We start from the raw sequence: 16,394 nt of genomic DNA on the forward strand, positions 1-16,394 counted from the left end.
ATGACGGCTTTTTCTTTTAGTTTAATGGAAGTCGGGGAAAAAAACTAGTTTATGAAAGCAAAATTTTCCCTAAAGATTCGGTACATCCGCCGCTAGCTCGTCTGCTGCGCCCGCTTTCGCATGAACAGGGCAAGAATGAGCAGCGAAGCAACCGCCATTAGCGGTATTAGCTTATCCGAATCGGCAGGAAGCAAATGGCGATAAGGTTGCCACCCCGGATCCCCCATTGCCATCTCCGCCGCAGTGTAGCCGAGCAGCCCGCCTCCCAAATAAACCAAGCCGGGCAGTTTGTCCAACAAACGCATAATAAACGAGCTGCCCCAGATAATAATCGGGATACTCATCACGATGCCGATAATGAGCAGCGCTGTGTCTCCGTCGGCGACGGCGGCGACGGCCAGCACGTTGTCCAAGCTCATGACAAAATCGGCCACCACGATCGTCCATACGGCTCCCGCAAGCGAGTTGGCGACCTGCGTATGAGCGGATTTTTCTTTATTGTCCATGAGCAATTGATAGGCGATCATAAGCAGCAGCGCAGCCCCGACCGTCCGCAGAAACGGGACATTGAGCAGCGCAATGGCGCCAAGAGTCAACACGCAGCGCAGAAAAATTGCGGCAGCGGCTCCCCACCATACGGCGCGACGTCTCTGCTCGGGCGGCAGCCTGCGCCCCGCCATGGCGATGACAATGGCGTTATCGCCGCTCAGCAGCAGATTGATCATCACAATTTCTAGAAATACGAGCGCGGATTCCATCATATTCATCCGGTATACCCCCTCTTGCCCAATTTATGTACAAGCCGAGAGGGTTAGAATTGTAATTTTTTTGAATCGATGTCGCCGAAGCTTCGTATAACTGCTTGAAATCGCAAGGGAGGGAGTCGATCATGGTCATTTTCGGATGGGATGTACTGAGCCTGGAGTTCTGGTCTCTCCTGCTGACGATCGTATTCATCGATCTGCTGCTTGCCGGAGACAACGCCATCGTGATCGGATTAGCGGCCAGAAGCCTGCCGAAGGATAAGCAGAAGCTGGCCGTCGTCTGGGGAATGCTCGGAGCCGTATTGATTCGTATCGCAGCCACCTTGCTTGTCGTAAGTCTGTTGAAAATCCCGTATCTCCTCGCCGCAGGCGGCGCACTGCTGCTATGGATCGCTTATAAACTGCTTGTGCAGGAAGATTCGCATCAGGAGGTCAAAGCCGGAACGACGCTGTGGGCGGCGGTACGCACGATTGTGATCGCGGATGCGGCGATGGGACTGGACAACGTCATCGCCGTCGCCGGCGCGGCGCATGGTGACTTTCTCCTCGTCGTGCTCGGGCTGCTGATCAGCATCCCGATCGTCGTGTGGGGAAGCACGCTGTTCATTAAGCTGATCGACAAATTCCCCTGGATTATCTATCTGGGCTCCGGCGTGCTCGCTTATACGGCGTCCAAGATGATTGCGCACGAGACTCGCTTTGCGGTCTTTTTCGAACGCAATCCTGTGATCTACTGGGCATTCGTTTCCGTATTGATCGCGCTCGTTCTATGCGCCGGCTGGTGGACGAATTCGGTTAAAGCCCGCCGGAACGAACGGCGAGACGACAAACGCAAGCCCGTATTCGTTGCCAAAAAAAGCCGGGAATCGCATTAATCGCGATTCTCGGCTTTTTGAACATCTTTAAAACCAGGCATCCTCTTTGCGCTCCTGCGCCTGGGCGGAGGCCTCGGTGTCCGCTCCATTTTTCAAAATGACGACCTCCGTGCCCTGGACGGCTTCGTCGATCAGTCGCTCGAGCTCGCTGCCCATCATCGCTTCGACTTTCTCGACGATATTCAGATTCGGATTGATCGCGGGAGATTTTGGCACGAATAGCGTGCAGCAGTCTTCAAAAGGCAGAATCGACGTTTCGAAGGTGTCGATTTGCGCGGCATGCTCGATAATGTCCTGCTTGTCCATCATCACGAGCGGCCGCAGCAGCGGCAGCGAGCAAGCCCGCCCAATGACGTTCATGCTGCCGAGCGTTTGACTAGCTACTTGCCCGAGACTGTCGCCCGTGACGATGGCCAGCGCATCGTTCTGCTCCGCAAGTCGTTCGGCGATCCGCAGCATGCTTCGGCGCATCAAGGTAATGATCAGACTATCGTGGCCGGATTTCGCCAACTTGGTCTGAACCTCGGTGAACGGCACAAGATGCAGCTTGATTTTCCCGCCGTAATACGCCAATCTTTGGGCCAACGTCACCACCTTGTCCTTGGCCTGCTCGCTCGTGAACGGATAGCTGTGGAAATGGACCGCCTCGATTTTGAGTCCCTTGCGCATCGCCATCCAGCCGGCCACGGGGCTGTCGATGCCTCCGGACAGCAGCAGCATCGCTTTGCCGTTCATACCGAGCGGGAAACCGCCCGCCCCTTTCACAACTTCGCAGTAAATGTAAGCCATGTCCTTCTGGATATCGACCTTCAGTTCGATCTCGGGGCGGCGGACGTCGACTTTTAACCCCGGCGTATTGCGCAATACATGGGAGCCCACAAGGTGGTTCATTTCGATGGAATTGTGAGGATATTGCTTCCAGCCTCGATTGACCGATACTTTGAACGTTTGCGGAGAAACGCTTAAATGGCGGATCAATTGCAGCGAGTTGTCGCGAATCTCTCCCAGATCGAGCCCGGATCCGATAACCGGACTAAAGCTCATGATGCCGAAAATATCCTTCAGTCGTTCCGCAACCCGCTCGTAGCTCTCTCCGTTCAAATGAATATAGACCCTTGCGTAGCTTCTGACGAATTCGAGCTTGTCGAACGACTTTAGCGCCATTCTGATTTGCGTCAGCAGCATCGTCTCGAATCGATTGCGATTGCGTCCCTTAATGACAATTTCCCCGAATCGCACCAACACCAGTTCGTAGTTCATTTTCCTATCCTCTCCAGCGACTTCAAACCGGCCACGACCGATTTCAGCTTTGCGCCAAGTACTTCGATATCTTTTATCGTATGCTCGTCCCCGAAGCTGATCCTTATGCTCCCCGACGCGCGGCCCGCATCGTGTCCCAACGCCAGCAGCACGCGGCTCGGCTTCAAGCTCTTGGAGGAGCATGCCGATTGAGTCGAGACGTACACCCCTTCGCGTTCAAGCATATGGATGACCACCTCCGGTCGCATCCCCGGATAAGACAAATTCACTACATGCGGAGCTGTCCTGGCCTCCGCAGCCGAGTTGAGCTCGGACACCCCGTTCACATGAAGCTCGGGGATATCGGAGACGATGTCCAGCAGCCTTCTTCGCAACCCGTACATCGTCGCGCGCCGCATTTCCAGCTTTTCCATCGTCAACCGCAACGCCTGGGACATCGCGACGATTGCCGGTACGTTGAGCGTTCCCGAGCGCATGCCGCGTTCCTGATGGCCTCCGCTCAGCAAAGGAGCGAGTTCGATCCCCTCTCGAACCAGCAAGAACCCTATGCCTTTGGGGCCGCCGAACTTGTGAGCCGAGCCCGTATACAGATCAACGCCTGAGCCTTCCCAACGGAACGGCAATTTGCCGATCGCCTGCACGCCGTCCACATGAAACCGGATGTGCGGATAGTCGCGCAGAAGACGGCCGATTTCTTCGACCGGTTGAATCGTCCCCGTTTCGTTATTCACATGCATGACGCTAACGATCGCGGTCTCTTTCCGGATAGCCGCGACGATATCCCTGGGATCGACTTGACCGGAGGAGTCGACGGGAAGCACCGTCAATTCGACCGCGCCTTCGACTTCCAGTTGCTTGGCGCACTCGTATACCGAAGCGTGTTCAATCGAGGAGACGATGATATGCTTAGCCGATCTGGCCGTTCTGCCCAGCAGCCCTTTAATCGCCAAATTGTTGCTTTCCGTTCCGCCCGAAGTAAACAGCACCTCCGACGGCTTTGCCCCCATTTTATCAGCCACGCCCGCTCGCGCTCTATCCACTAGCTTCATCGCGTCCACGCCCGATTGATGCAGGGAGGACGGATTCGCGTAATGCAGCTTCATTAGCTCGCTCATCGTGTCAATCACCATCTGCGGCATGGGAGAGGAAGCGCAGTGATCGAAGTAATAAGTATTCATAAGTATTCTCCATTCGGAAAGTTAAAAAGACGGGCAACGGCCGCAGCCGTCCCGTCTCGCTCCATCAAGCCGCCGTTCTAGACACTCCACTGGGCGGTTGCGTTCAACACCTTGCGGATATAGCCCTGCGTCTCCTCAGGCAGCAAATGCAGATTCGCTTCGACATCCCGATCGTTCTCCAGACCCAGTCTGTCTACGCGCCCCGGCCCCGCGTTATACGCGGCCAGCGCCGTAGCGACATTGCCGTCGTATTTCCGCAGCAGGTAGGACAGGAACCTCGTTCCACCGTCCACATTTTGTGCCGGATCGAACGAATCGGTTACGCCAAGCCCTCTTGCCGTATCGTCCATTAATTGCATGAGCCCTTTGGCTCCGGCCGACGATACGGCGCTCGGATTAAAAGAAGATTCCGATTGGATCACTCCTTTAATCAAAGCCGGACTCACGCCATATTTCTGTCCGGCGGCGACGATCAACTCGTCGAATGCAGAAGTCGAGCCTTCAACGTTCGCGAGCACACCGCCCCAATATACCGGGTAAGCCGATAAAGCGGATGAAGAATCAAGTCGATTGAGGATCGAAGAATCGGAAGGGTCGCTCTGCAACGAGCTTGCCGAATATTGATTGAGCAGCAGATCGAATACGCCCGGGCTTTGTTCCGTATCGCCCTTGGCGGATTTGCCGACAAACGGATTGATTTCCGTAGTCCATTGCGTCAGCAGCATTTGCTTGAGCAGGCGAGGATCCGTCGTTATGTTCAAGTCGGTTAGCTCCCGGTAGTCAATTTTTGTATTCAGATGTTGATATTGTACAACAATCCCGGGTGTACGACCAGTCCCTGTCCGACGGAGGCCCATGCTGCTCAAGACCTATTTTACGACTTCGGTTTGAACGTCAGACAGCAGGTGACAGATGAATCCTCCGCTTGATCGCGATGGCCCTCGAATTCGTCGGCAAACTCCTCGTTCCAGCGGCGATCGGAATGTGCGTCCACCTCGATCTTAATTTCGCTGGCTCCGCAGGCGTTGCCTTCTTTCCAGAATGAACAATTGCTAACGCTGCAGGCTACGTCTTTCGGCATAAATAATCACCCCCAAGTCTATTGTTCGCCCGCGGAGGCGGGGTATACAGACAAGGGGGCGGGGGTTGCAGCCAAAATTGTTATTTCAATTGTCCTTGCATCCGGCGATTCGTCAAATAATCGCTTTCGTAATAAGACAGATCGTCGCGAAGCTCCTCGTAAACCCGGGAGATCGACAAAATGATGTCTCGCGCGGCGCGAACCGGCTTCGTCCGAAAGCGAATCGCATCCTGTCCCGTATAAGCGTAACGGCCGTCTTCGGAATAGCATTCGTTTTTCGGATAAAAAAACGAATTAACGCCGTTATGATAAACCTCGTACAAAGCCCGTTCGGCCAAATCGTTGTCGAGGTTGGGTCTTCTCAGCACGGCTCCAAGCTTCTCGTATGCGACTTCGGAGAAGACGAGCAGGTGACGCAAATCCGATAACATGCCGGAATAAAAAGCAACGCTGTCCGGATCGTCCTTCTGGGCAAGCTGGTCGAGCGCATGATGATTCAAAAACTGCTCGATCGGATCGATGGCTTCTTTGAGCTTTTCCCGACTGGACTCGGCAAGCGCTTTAAGATTGGTGGATGGCATGGATAGATCCCCTTTCCATTTGAGCGAAAAACCTTCATTATCGTACCATAAATCCGCAGCGAAAGGTACTGGCAGAAGGCAAAATGAGCCGTATATTTTTGGCGCTATCCCTTCATCCTAACAAGCATAACCGGCTCCTTCGTTTGGAGCCTAAAGGAGAGGTGCGCCATGCGCCGTTATGCTTGGGCCGGCATCGCGTTCGGCATCGCCGCAGTTCTGCTCGCGATCCCGCTGTTGCCGTCCTTCACTCATCGCGGAAGCCGCGATTCCGCGCCGCCTCCGAGCGCGCTTCCTCCCGCTCGGGCGGAAGCATCCTATAAACTGCAGACGATGAAAAACGACATGCAAGCGACCGAACGGCTTGCGCGAGCGCAGGTCGCCAAAGATTTCCGCGTTTTTCTGACGCAGTCCCGCCTGGGGTCGCCTTCGAACAACCAGAGCGAGTTGAGCGCCTTTCTGCAAAAACATCCCGAAATCGTATATGCCGAATGGAAACATCGCGGCGGCGCGGCGAAGGCGGGCAAGCTGAAGGCCGGCGAGATCAAAGAAGCTTCCTCCTATTTGGCCCAAGCACGGGCGGCCGTTCGCAAATCGAGAAGCTTCTCTTCGCCGGTTTTTCAGGCCAAGGAAAAAAGCTATTTCGCGATAGGCGAGCATTCGGAGAAAAACAGCATCGTAGCCGTCGTCTCGGCGGAAGTAATCCAAGCGGTCGAGCGGCATCAACGCCGCAACCTTCGGCTTATCCCGTATCCTCCGGAAGGACGCTATCGTATCGAATCGGTCGTCCCAGGTACGAATGCGGAGACAACTGTACGCAACGGAGAAGACAACGGGAACGCCAGCCATTTCTCCATAGACGAAGTCGTCGTCAAATTCCGTAAGCCGCTGACGGAGAAGCAGTTGCTGCAGCTGCGCAAGGAGCTCGATCTGACTGTCGTTAAGCAGACAAGGAGCATCTATGTATTCCGTTCCAAAAAGCATGACACCGGCGAACTGAAAGCTTATTTCAAGCGCGAATGGAATCCTGTATTTGTCGAGCCGCATTATTTGTATTTGACCAACGAGGTTCATGCGAGGGAAACGACTGTCAAGGCTGCGGAGGACAATGCCGGGGAAGAGGCGTTGATCCCCAACGATACGCTGTACTCGGAATACCAATGGAATTTGCCCGAAATCGCCACGGAGGCGGGCTGGAAACTAGCCAAGGGCAATCCGGATATCGTCGTTGCGGTGCTGGATACCGGGGTCCAGGCCGACCATCCCGACTTGAAGGGGCGAATAGTAAAAGGCGTCAATATCGTCGACCCTTCCGCCGATCCCAACGATGATGTCGGGCATGGCACACACGTAGCGGGCATTATCGCGGCTGAGGTCAACAATAACGAAGGTGTAGCCGGGATGACCTGGTATACGAAAATCATGCCAGTCAAAGTGCTGGACGATACCGGCGCTGGCTCCACGTATTCCGTCGCGGAAGGAATCATATGGGCAACGGACAACGGAGCGCATGTCATCAATATGAGCTTGGGCAACTACGCCCAGGCAGAATTTCTGCATGACGCGATTAAGTATGCCCACGACAAAGGCGTCGTGCTGGTGGCCGCTAGCGGCAACGATAATACGGATCGGCCCGGCTTCCCTGCGGCCTATCCCGAAGTACTCGCCGTAGCCGCAACCGATCCCGACGAAAGCCGGGCCGAATATTCCAATTATGGCGACTACATCGATGTTGCGGCTCCCGGCTCCTCCATTCCGAGCACCTATCCCGGAAGCCGCTACGCAGCTCTGTCCGGCACATCGATGGCGTCCCCTCATGTGGCCGCGCTCGTCTCGCTCGTCCGTTCGGCCAATCCCGACATGAGCAATGAAGAAGTGATGGAGTTGATTCGCAAAACGGCCAAGGATTTGGGGCCGGCAGGCAGGGACATCGAATTTGGTTTCGGTCAGATCGACGTTGTGGCCGCCCTGCAATCCGCGCAGGGCTTCGAGGGCTCGCTGCAGCTCTTCCCTTCGCGAGTTCGCGAAAAACTGGAGCGATTAAACGGATTGAAGTGAAGCAAGACGGACTTGCCATAATTCTGTACCGCTCGAGTCAAATTTTTGGCACGGGAGTGGGCGCAACCGATAAGCGCGCGTGACGGTACTATTGGTGAAACTTCGCGGTCAGTCGGGGCTGCCGATGCGGAATTTTGAAACATAATGTGTGAAACAAAAAAAGGCGGTGCAGGACTTCAAATAGCCCTGTATCGCCTTTTATTTGGCTTATTTGCAGCCGGAAAGCTTGCCGTAAGCCGGGTTCTGTACTTCTCGTGGTCAGAACGGATCGCGCAAAGGCGATCCTCCCACGGATTGAAGCGACAATCATCTTTCTAGGCCGCACATTGCTGTACGGCTCAAGCGACCAACCCGAACGCACCCCGGGCAAGGGCTGGGGCGCTAAGCCCCCGCGTTCTCCTCGGTCTTGCTCCAGATGGGGTTTACCAGGGACAAAGTCGCCAGTGTCCCTCGTGGTCTCTTACACCACGGTTCCATCCTTGCCTGATCTGCCTAAGCAGCCATCGGCGGTCCATTTCTGTGGCACTATCCTTCAGCTCGCGCTGACTGGACGTTATCCAGCATCCTGCCCTGTGGAGCCCGGACTTTCCTCTCGCGGCGCGAAGCCGCCAGCGATTGTCTGTCAACCTTTCCGGCATGTAACCTAGAGTATAACGCGAATCGGCCGCTGTCGCAAGGGAAATGATTGGCTTGCGTTGGTCCACCAAAAAATTATTTGGAGGGACATCGCCCAACAATCTGCCGAGATTAAGAGAATGAATGGCACCAGCGGATCATGATAACGTCCTGAATTATGCCAGCTGTCACCTTAGCTAAGCTCTTCCGAATGACGCCATGCCATATAAACCCTTCAACAACGAATATTCCCTAACGACCTTGTAATAATTTTCCCAAAGTTGTGAGCGTCGAGGCCCGCCATATTTCATCGAAATGCGCCAGTTGGACGAAAAGCGATAAAGTGGAAAAGCCGCCTTAAATTCAGGAAAATGGTCATTTTGAAAAAAATAGAGCGGATTCCCCGTCTTAAAATTCGGGAAAAGCTAAATTTTCGAATTTAAAGCGGGAGATCCGCTTTATTTGCCCCGATTTGGCCCCGCAGCTGGAAATAAAGCGGAAAAACCGCTTTATAGAAAAAACGTGGAATCAAGTGGACTGCCCCCGCTTCGAACATGCAGAGAACGGCAAACTGTACGTTTTCGAGCGTTGCACGAACACAGCTAGCCGTTCTCCATTCAGCCATGCGAGAGAACGATCTATTTGAGCCGGAAAGGCTCCGTATCCACTTGAGACGCGAACACTTCGGTAGTATAGCCCGCCTCTTTCAGTCGCTCGGACAGCCATGCCGCCACATTAGGCTTCATGATCTTCTCCGCATGATGGCCGGGATCGACGATAGCAATCCCCGCCGCCAGCGCGTCCTGCGCGGAATGGAAATCGATATCCCCGGTTACGAGCGCATCGGCGCCGGCAAAAATCGCATGGCGAATATACCTCGCTCCCGAGCCGCCGAGCACGGCCACCTTGCGAATCGGCTTCGCCCCGTCGCCGACGACGCGAACGAACGGTACGTCCAGCGCCCGCTTCACGCGCTCGGCGAACTGATCCAGCGGCTCCGCCTCCGACAGCTTGCCGACTCTGCCGAGGCCAAACGAGCGGCCCTTCAGATCGCTGCTGTACAGGTCGTAGGCAACCTCCTCGTAAGGATGAGCCTTCAACATCGACGCTACGACTTTTTTGCGCACGCTCATCGGCACGATCGTTTCAAGCCGGATTTCCTTCGCTTCCGTCAGCTGTCCGTGCTTGCCGACAAAAGGATCGGTTCCTTCGCGGGCAAGGAACGTGCCGGTCCCTTCAATGTTGAAGCTGCAATGACTGTAGTTGCCGATCCATCCGCCGCCCGCCGCGAAAATCGCATTGCGCACTTGCTCATGATGGGTTTCCGGCACAAACACGACCAGCTTGTAAAGCTGATCGGTATGCACCTCCTCCAGCACGTCGCGCCCGTTAAGCTCCAAAGCTTCGGCCATCCAGTCGTTAATGCCGCCTTCCGTCGTATCGAGATTCGTATGCGAAATGTAGACCGCAATATCGCTGCGCAGCAGGCTGGCTGCAAGCGCACCCGCTGGCGTATCCGTGCGGAGATGCGCAAGCGGACGGTAGATGACGGCATGGTGCGCGATAATGAGTTCGGCGCCGAGCTCCGCTGCCTCCCGTACCACCTCAGGCGTTATGTCCAGCGTCACAAGCACGCGCTTGACTTCCTTCGCGACCGTGCCGACCTGTAAACCAATTTTGTCGTCGGGAACGGCATAATGCTTGGGAGCCAGCCGCTCCATCAGTTGGACGATCGTTTCTCCGCGCGCAAACATGCAAGCACCTCCTTGATCTCCCTGACATCCTCTTCCCATTCCCGCGCCTTCTCGGCAGCTTCGGGAGCAACCGCATGGTTAAGCTGTAAAATGACTCTCTCCCGCTTGGAGATTTCCTGTTCCCACTTGCGGAAAAAGTCTTCGCCTGGGCTGCGCAGCAGAAGAGGCCCCATCTCGTACAGCAACGTCATCGAAATTCGCTCAAGCGACGGCGCTAGCAAACGTTCGTCATACAACCGAGCCTCGATTGATTGAGCTTCTTCTTGCGAGGAAACGCGCTTTGCCCGCATCAGCGTATAGATGACTCCGTCTTCTTCCAGCAGCGCTTCATCGTCCAGCGCAAACCGGTTTGCGGTCAACCAGCGTCTGACCGCGTCCTCGGCAACGTGAGGAGAGAGCACCAGCGTCTCCACGCCCTGCAAGCTCTCTCCTGCCTGCTCCAAAATGCGGGCCATCAAACTGCCGCCCATGCCGGCAATCGCTACCGTATCCACTTCTCCGGGACGAAGCACGGCCATTCCGTCGCCCAAGCGAACGGAAACGACTTCCTCCAGCCCCGCTTCCGCCACCTGCCGCTTAGCCGCATTCACGGGCCCTGCGTTGATATCGCCGGCTACGGCAAACCCGATACGGCCTTCCAATGCCAAATAAACCGGGAGCAGCGCGTGATCCGTCCCGATATCGGCGAAGCGAGCACCCTGTGGCACCCGCTGCGCTAATGCAGTCAGGCGGCGGGACAGCTTTAGCTCCGCCCCTGTATCTTTAATCTCCGTCATTCTCTATGCAACCCATTCCATCCATTGTTTGCGCAGGCGGAACATCCCAATACCCGCGATTAAAATTTTAATCAAAATTTCGATTTGAATCCATTCCGGGCGAACTCCGTACAGAGCCGAGTAGATTTCCGGCATAAACCACAGTACGAGAGACGCGGCAAACATCGCCGTGCCGGCCGAGGCCAGTCGAACATGCAAAAACCAGCTTAACCAACAGAACAGCAGCGCTGCGGGGATCCAGAAAATTTGCACTTCGAATACCGATGAAGCAGGCGCATGCTCGGCCAAGAGCAAAGCGTATAAAGCGATAGCGGACATCCATCCCAGCCACTGCGGCAAAGCCAATCTCAGCCGTATGCCGCCCCCGATCCAGATAACGGCCAGCAGACCGAGCAACCATTGCAGACCGGAGCTTGCCCAGCCCCACTGCAGGCCAACGATCGCCAGCCCGCTTCCGAGCAGGAATGCCATTGCCGCTCCGAGACATGCGTAGCCTCGCGCCGGTCTGCTTTCACGCTGCCTTAATCCCGCGTAGACAAATCCTGCCGTCGCGAGAAGCGCAATCGCTATTTGCAATAGCAAAGGAAACACGCTAAAATGAAGTACGACGAAGCAAATCAAGGCAAAAATTCCAAAAGAAAGAAACCACATTTTACCCGATGCCTGCCCGATCTTCTTCATAACAGCGCCGGTTATGCCGCGCGGACGATCGTCCAAATCTTCCAAATACAAATTTAGCAGAAAATCGCAGTACTGCTCCGGCAGCAGCTTGCCTCGGCGCCATGATTCGATTTCCTTCACGATGAGGTTGCGTTTCTCTTCCTCATTAGCAGCCATGACGGCAAGCCTCCTCGTACCGTTTGAACAAAAAGACCTTCAACCATAACGGCCAAGGTCTCTGCAAAAAATTTTATTGTGTCTTTATTCTAGAAAATCCTTCAATCTCTTACTACGGCTTGGATGACGCAGTTTGCGCAGCGCCTTGGCTTCGATCTGGCGAATCCGTTCGCGCGTAACGCCGAACACCTTGCCGACCTCTTCCAGCGTACGGGTACGTCCGTCGTCCAATCCGAAGCGCAGACGCAGCACGTTCTCTTCTCTCTCGGTCAACGTATCCAGCACGTCCTCCAACTGCTCCTTAAGGAGCTCGTAAGCGGCGGCGTCAGCTGGGGCAAGCGCCTCCTGATCTTCGATGAAATCACCCAGGTGAGAGTCGTCCTCTTCGCCGATCGGCGTTTCCAGAGATACCGGCTCTTGCGCGATTTTCATAATTTCCCGCACTTTATCTACGCTAAGCTCCATCTGCTCGGCAATTTCTTCCGGCGTCGGCTCGCGGCCCAGCTCCTGAAGCAGTTGACGGGATACTCGGATCAGCTTGTTGATCGTTTCCACCATGTGAACCGGAATCCGGATCGTTCTCGCCTGATCCGCGATCGCCCGGGTAATCGCCTGCCGAATCCACCAGGTCGCATAGGTACTGAACTTAAAGCCTTTATCGTAGTCGAATTTCTCTACAGCTTTAAGCAGCCCCATATTTCCCTCTTGAATCAAATCCAGGAACAGCATTCCCCGCCCGACATAACGCTTCGCGATGCTGACGACAAGACGAAGATTGGCCTCAGCCAGCCGCTTCTTCGCTTCTTCTCCGTCCGGACCACCGATCTCGATTTTCTTGGCGAGTTCAACTTCGTCATCCGCTCCTAACAGCGGTACGCGCCCGATTTCCTTCAAGTACATCCGAACGGGATCGTTGATCTTAATACCGGGCGGCAAGCTCAGATCGTCGTCGAAATTAAATTCGTCGCGCTCGTCCTCGTCGCCTCCGTGACGTCCCATATCGTCATGATCATTGGATACCTCGATGCCGATATCGGCCAATTGCTCGAAGAACTCGTCGATTTGCTCGGGGTCCTGATCGAATGGAGACAGCTTCTCCATGATGTCTTTATAGGTCAAGGAAGATTTTTTCTTGCCTTGTTCGATAAGCTGGGCTTTGACCTGCTCCAGTGTCGATTCCGTTTCCAGTCCGGTGTGTTGATCGTTTGCCATTACCGACTCCCTCCTCCCCGGGAAACCGCGCTGCTACGACATCTTGCGCTGCTTTTCCAGGGCGATAATCTCTATACCCAATTGTAGTACCCGCGCTTGATCGCCTTCCCGCGACGCACGCTTCAACTCTTCGGTCAAACGCTCGTACTCCCGGTCTTGCGAAGCTCGACCGATCGTTCGAATGCAATCTTCCAGCTCCCGTTCGCCGTACGGAACGTCTATCATTGCGATTACGCTGGCCATTCGTTCCAGACGGTCGTCCTGCAGCGTCGTTACGAATCGGCCAACGTCAGGATCATTGTTCTGAGCGTAATAAGCATATAAATAAGCTGCCAAGGCCGCATGATCCTCCACGTGAAAACGATCTCCCAGCTTCTGCTCGACGAGATGAGCCGCATCTCTGTCCTGCATCATCCAGGAGAGCAGTTGGCGTTCCGCGTTCACGTGCGCGGCTCCTAACGGCGGAGTTTTGGATGCGAAGTTGTTTCCATTCCATACATTATTCCACGATCCGGCCGGAATATCCCTTGCGCTTTCCAATTTCTCCCGCTGTCTGTACTCCAGGCATTCCTGTTTCAGCGTATCGAGGGCAACCCCGAACTCCTGAGCCAACTCCTTGAGCAGAAGCTCGCGCTCCATCGGAGAGTTCCGGACGGCTACGATCCGAACCGCATCGCGCAAATACCGAATCCTTCCATCTTCTTCTAGGAGTATATGGGATTTCCTCAAATATATAAGCTGAAATTTGACTGCTGAAACAGCGCCTTCGATGATCTCTCTGACGAACGCTTCCGCCCCGTAGGACGTCACGTATTCGTCGGGATCCATCCGATTCGGAAGCAGGGACACCCGCACCCGGAATCCGGCTTCTTCCAGCAGCGGAATGCTCTTGCGGGCCGCGGCTTGCCCGGCATCGTCGCCGTCGTAGCAGATGACCGCTTCCTCCGCGAATCTTCGCAGCACAGCCGCATGCTCGGCGGTCAGAGCGGTTCCCATCGTGGCCACGCCGTTGCGAACGCCGGCGGACCAGGCTTTGATCACGTCCATGTATCCTTCCAGCAGAACGACCTGTCCGGATTTGCGAATGGCTGACCGCGCTTCGTGCAGCCGATACAGCGTGCGGCTCTTGCTGAACAGCGCCGTCTCCGGCGAGTTCAAGTACTTCGGCTGCCCGTCCGACAACAGTCGCCCCCCGAACGCGATCGTCTGCCCTCTAACATCGTGAATGGGAAACATGATCCGATCGCGGAACCGATCCACATACCCCTCGGCGTCCTGACGCTTGGACAGCAAGCCCCCGGCCTCCATCTCGCTCGCCGGAAATTGTTTGCGTTCCAGCGCCTGGGTCAACGTATCCCATCTCGGCGGAGCGTAACCGATTCCGAATTGCTCGATCAAGGCGTCGTCCAAGCCGCGCGACTGCAAGTAGGCTTTGGCAGGCTTCGCCACCTCCAAGTTCTGCAGAAGATAATGGTACAGCTTCGCGCTGTAGTCGTGGGCTTCCTGCAGAATCCGCTTCTCCTTCTGCACCGGAGAGGCGTCTTCGGCAGAATAGCTTGTCCAGGTGACGGGAATGCCGGCTTCTTCGGCCAGCAGCTTGACAGCCTCGGGAAACGACTCTCCCTCCATCTCCATGACGAACTTGATCACGTTGCCGCCTTTCCCGCAGCCGTAACAATGGAAAATTTGCTTCTCCGGCGTCACCGTAAAGGAAGGCGTCTTCTCGGAATGAAAGGGGCACAGCCCCTTCAAATACTTGCCGTTCTTGGTTAGATGAACGTACTTGCCCACCGTCTCCGAGATTTCATGACGGCGCAGCACTTCGTCAATAACCTCTTGAGGGATCATTCCGTAACTCATGATACCACCTGATTTCTAGCACATAATACAATTCGCTATATATCGGGAATCTCCTGCATCCCCTTCAGCAGAACTGTCAGTTTTTGTTGAAAGCGGTCGCGATCCTCGGCCGTAAACGGACTCGGGCCTTTCGTGCGCACGCCTCCACGGCGCAAACGAGCAGAGAAATGACGTTGCTCCAACAGTCCTTCGATATCGGACTCCCGGATCATCTTGCCTCTCGGCGTCAATACGGAGGCGCCTCTGGCCAATCCCAAGGCGGCCAAACCGTAATCGGCGGTAACGAGAATATCTCCGCGCCTTAGCGCATTGGCAATATACAGATCCGCCGACTGGTTTCCGGCGTCAACCGTCACGACTTCGACGGAGGGCTCGGGATTCAGAACGTGCGCATGACTGGATACGAGCAGCGCAGTCGCGCCGCATTGCCTGACGGCTACGGCGATCTCGGCTTTGACGGGACAAGCGTCGCCGTCCACCACAACCCGACGGGGCGGGACAATCATCGACATCACCACGCGTTTCAGCCAAAGTTTGCCGTAGTATTATATACGCTAACGGGAATCAAAATCCTGCAAAGCCCCGGTATTTTTTATGCTTTCCCAAATACGCGCGAAGAAACTTCACATTCGACATCATTTCTAAAATTCGACTTAATCGGCAAAAGAGAACCTCGCGGTTCTCTTCGCTGCGAATGCCCGCCATTCGGCGTCGGGCGTTACCGTTGAAAATGCTCGAGGATAATGCTCGCCGTTTCTTCGACCGCTTTGTTGGAGACGTCGATAACGATGCACCCGATCTTGTTCATCACCTGACGGGCATGTTCCAGCTCCTTCATGATGCGCTCGGACGTTGCATACGGCGCGGAATCCGGCAAGCCGATCGCCTTTAGCCGCTCCTTGCGGATCGCGTTCAACGAATCCGGATTGATCGTCAGTCCGATCACCTTCTTCGGCGAAGCCAAATACAGCTCCTTCGGCGGGACGAGCTCCGGAATAAGCGGAACGTTAGCCACCTTGAACATTTTGTGCGCCAACACCATCGACAACGGCGTCTTCGAGGTTCGGGACACGCCCACGAGCACCACGTCCGCTTTGAGAATGCCGGACACGTCGCGCGCATCGTCGTAACGAACCGCGAATTCCACCGCCTCCACTTTGCGGAAGTAGTCTTCGTCGAGCACATGGTTGAGTCCGGGCTCATGTCTGGACTCGTGTCCGAGCGCTCGTTCCAGATGATCGATCAGCGGTCCGAGCAGGTCGATCGCTGCAATTTTCATGCGGGCGGCCTGTTCGACCATATGATCTCTAAGATAAGGGATGACTAGCGTGTACAGCACAATGCCTTTATCCGCTTGGGCGGCTGCAAGCACCGAATCGATGCTTTCCCGCGACTGGATAAACGCCGAGCGGCGAATGTTGACGGACAACGGGTGAAATTGCGCCGCGGCCGCTCTCACGGCCAATTCGCCCGTATCTCCCGCCGAGTCGGACACGACGTGAGCGGTAACGCTTCTCTGGAACACGAGATCAGCCCCCTTCTTCAT

The 16,394-nt window shown here is 55.3% G+C and carries 15 protein-coding genes and 1 other RNA gene; 2 read left to right on the plus strand and 14 right to left on the minus strand.

Annotated features, from left to right (window positions below; translation table 11 throughout):
• Positions 1-92: 92 nt before the first annotated feature.
• Positions 93-767, minus strand: a complete 675-nt coding sequence (locus tag DFP98_RS25590) for a TerC family protein (RefSeq protein WP_246016708.1) — start codon at positions 765-767, stop codon at positions 93-95.
• A 122-nt stretch (positions 768-889) separates the two neighbouring features.
• Here DFP98_RS25590 and DFP98_RS25595 point away from each other — a divergent pair, with 122 nt between their 5' ends.
• Positions 890-1,639 carry a TerC family protein gene (locus tag DFP98_RS25595; protein WP_181917945.1) on the plus strand — a complete coding sequence of 250 codons (750 nt, stop codon included), beginning with the start codon at positions 890-892 and terminating at the stop codon, positions 1,637-1,639.
• Positions 1,640-1,666: 27 nt separating this feature from the next.
• Here the strand turns inward: DFP98_RS25595 and thiI are convergent, their stop codons facing one another.
• The 5 genes from thiI to DFP98_RS25620 form a co-directional block, all read right to left on the minus strand.
• Positions 1,667-2,899, minus strand: a complete 1,233-nt coding sequence (gene thiI / locus DFP98_RS25600; RefSeq protein ID WP_116063473.1) for a tRNA uracil 4-sulfurtransferase ThiI — start codon at positions 2,897-2,899, stop codon at positions 1,667-1,669.
• On the minus strand, positions 2,896-4,077 hold the full coding sequence (locus tag DFP98_RS25605) for a cysteine desulfurase family protein (RefSeq protein ID WP_116063474.1): 1,182 nt from the start codon (positions 4,075-4,077) through the stop codon (positions 2,896-2,898). Before DFP98_RS25605 ends, thiI begins: the two co-directional genes overlap by 4 nt.
• A gap of 77 nt (positions 4,078-4,154) precedes the next feature.
• Positions 4,155-4,838, minus strand: a complete 684-nt coding sequence (locus DFP98_RS25610) for a lytic transglycosylase domain-containing protein (protein ID WP_425455550.1) — start codon at positions 4,836-4,838, stop codon at positions 4,155-4,157.
• Positions 4,839-4,951: 113 nt separating this feature from the next.
• Positions 4,952-5,158, minus strand: coding sequence for a DUF1540 domain-containing protein (locus DFP98_RS25615; RefSeq protein WP_116063475.1), 207 nt, complete (start codon positions 5,156-5,158; stop codon positions 4,952-4,954).
• Positions 5,159-5,238: 80 nt separating this feature from the next.
• Entirely contained in the window at positions 5,239-5,739 is a 501-nt protein-coding gene (locus DFP98_RS25620) for a YpuI family protein (RefSeq protein ID WP_116063476.1), read from the minus strand.
• 168 nt (positions 5,740-5,907) lie between these two features.
• On the opposite strand from DFP98_RS25620, the gene DFP98_RS25625 reads away from it, so the two are divergent.
• Entirely contained in the window at positions 5,908-7,794 is a 1,887-nt protein-coding gene (locus DFP98_RS25625) for a S8 family peptidase (RefSeq protein WP_116063477.1), read from the plus strand.
• A 217-nt stretch (positions 7,795-8,011) separates the two neighbouring features.
• Here DFP98_RS25625 and rnpB read toward each other — a convergent pair.
• From rnpB to DFP98_RS25665, 8 genes are all read right to left on the minus strand, one after another.
• Positions 8,012-8,425, minus strand: an RNA gene (gene rnpB, locus DFP98_RS25630) — RNase P RNA component class A.
• A 622-nt stretch (positions 8,426-9,047) separates the two neighbouring features.
• Positions 9,048-10,163 (minus strand): Nif3-like dinuclear metal center hexameric protein, encoded by a 1,116-nt coding sequence (locus tag DFP98_RS25635; protein WP_116063478.1) that lies wholly within the window; start codon positions 10,161-10,163, stop codon positions 9,048-9,050.
• A complete protein-coding gene (locus DFP98_RS25640) occupies positions 10,130-10,939 on the minus strand; it encodes a tRNA (adenine(22)-N(1))-methyltransferase (RefSeq protein WP_116063479.1) in 810 nt (269 codons plus the stop codon). The genes DFP98_RS25635 and DFP98_RS25640 overlap by 34 nt, the downstream gene beginning before the upstream one ends.
• Before the next feature lie 3 nt (positions 10,940-10,942).
• Positions 10,943-11,776 (minus strand): hypothetical protein, encoded by an 834-nt coding sequence (locus tag DFP98_RS25645; RefSeq protein WP_116063480.1) that lies wholly within the window; start codon positions 11,774-11,776, stop codon positions 10,943-10,945.
• Between the two features lie 84 nt (positions 11,777-11,860).
• A complete protein-coding gene (gene rpoD, locus DFP98_RS25650; protein ID WP_094041653.1) occupies positions 11,861-12,988 on the minus strand; it encodes an RNA polymerase sigma factor RpoD in 1,128 nt (375 codons plus the stop codon).
• 33 nt (positions 12,989-13,021) lie between these two features.
• On the minus strand, positions 13,022-14,848 hold the full coding sequence (gene dnaG, locus DFP98_RS25655; RefSeq protein WP_181917946.1) for a DNA primase: 1,827 nt from the start codon (positions 14,846-14,848) through the stop codon (positions 13,022-13,024).
• Positions 14,849-14,883: 35 nt separating this feature from the next.
• Complete coding sequence (locus DFP98_RS25660) at positions 14,884-15,354, minus strand: YaiI/YqxD family protein (RefSeq protein ID WP_116063482.1); 471 nt, start codon at positions 15,352-15,354, stop codon at positions 14,884-14,886.
• Positions 15,355-15,566: 212 nt separating this feature from the next.
• Positions 15,567-16,394 (minus strand): pyruvate, water dikinase regulatory protein, encoded by an 828-nt coding sequence (locus DFP98_RS25665; protein ID WP_116063483.1) that lies wholly within the window; start codon positions 16,392-16,394, stop codon positions 15,567-15,569.

This window comes from Cohnella phaseoli (genome assembly GCF_003386235.1).
GTDB classification, from domain to species: domain Bacteria; phylum Bacillota; class Bacilli; order Paenibacillales; family Paenibacillaceae; genus Cohnella; species Cohnella phaseoli.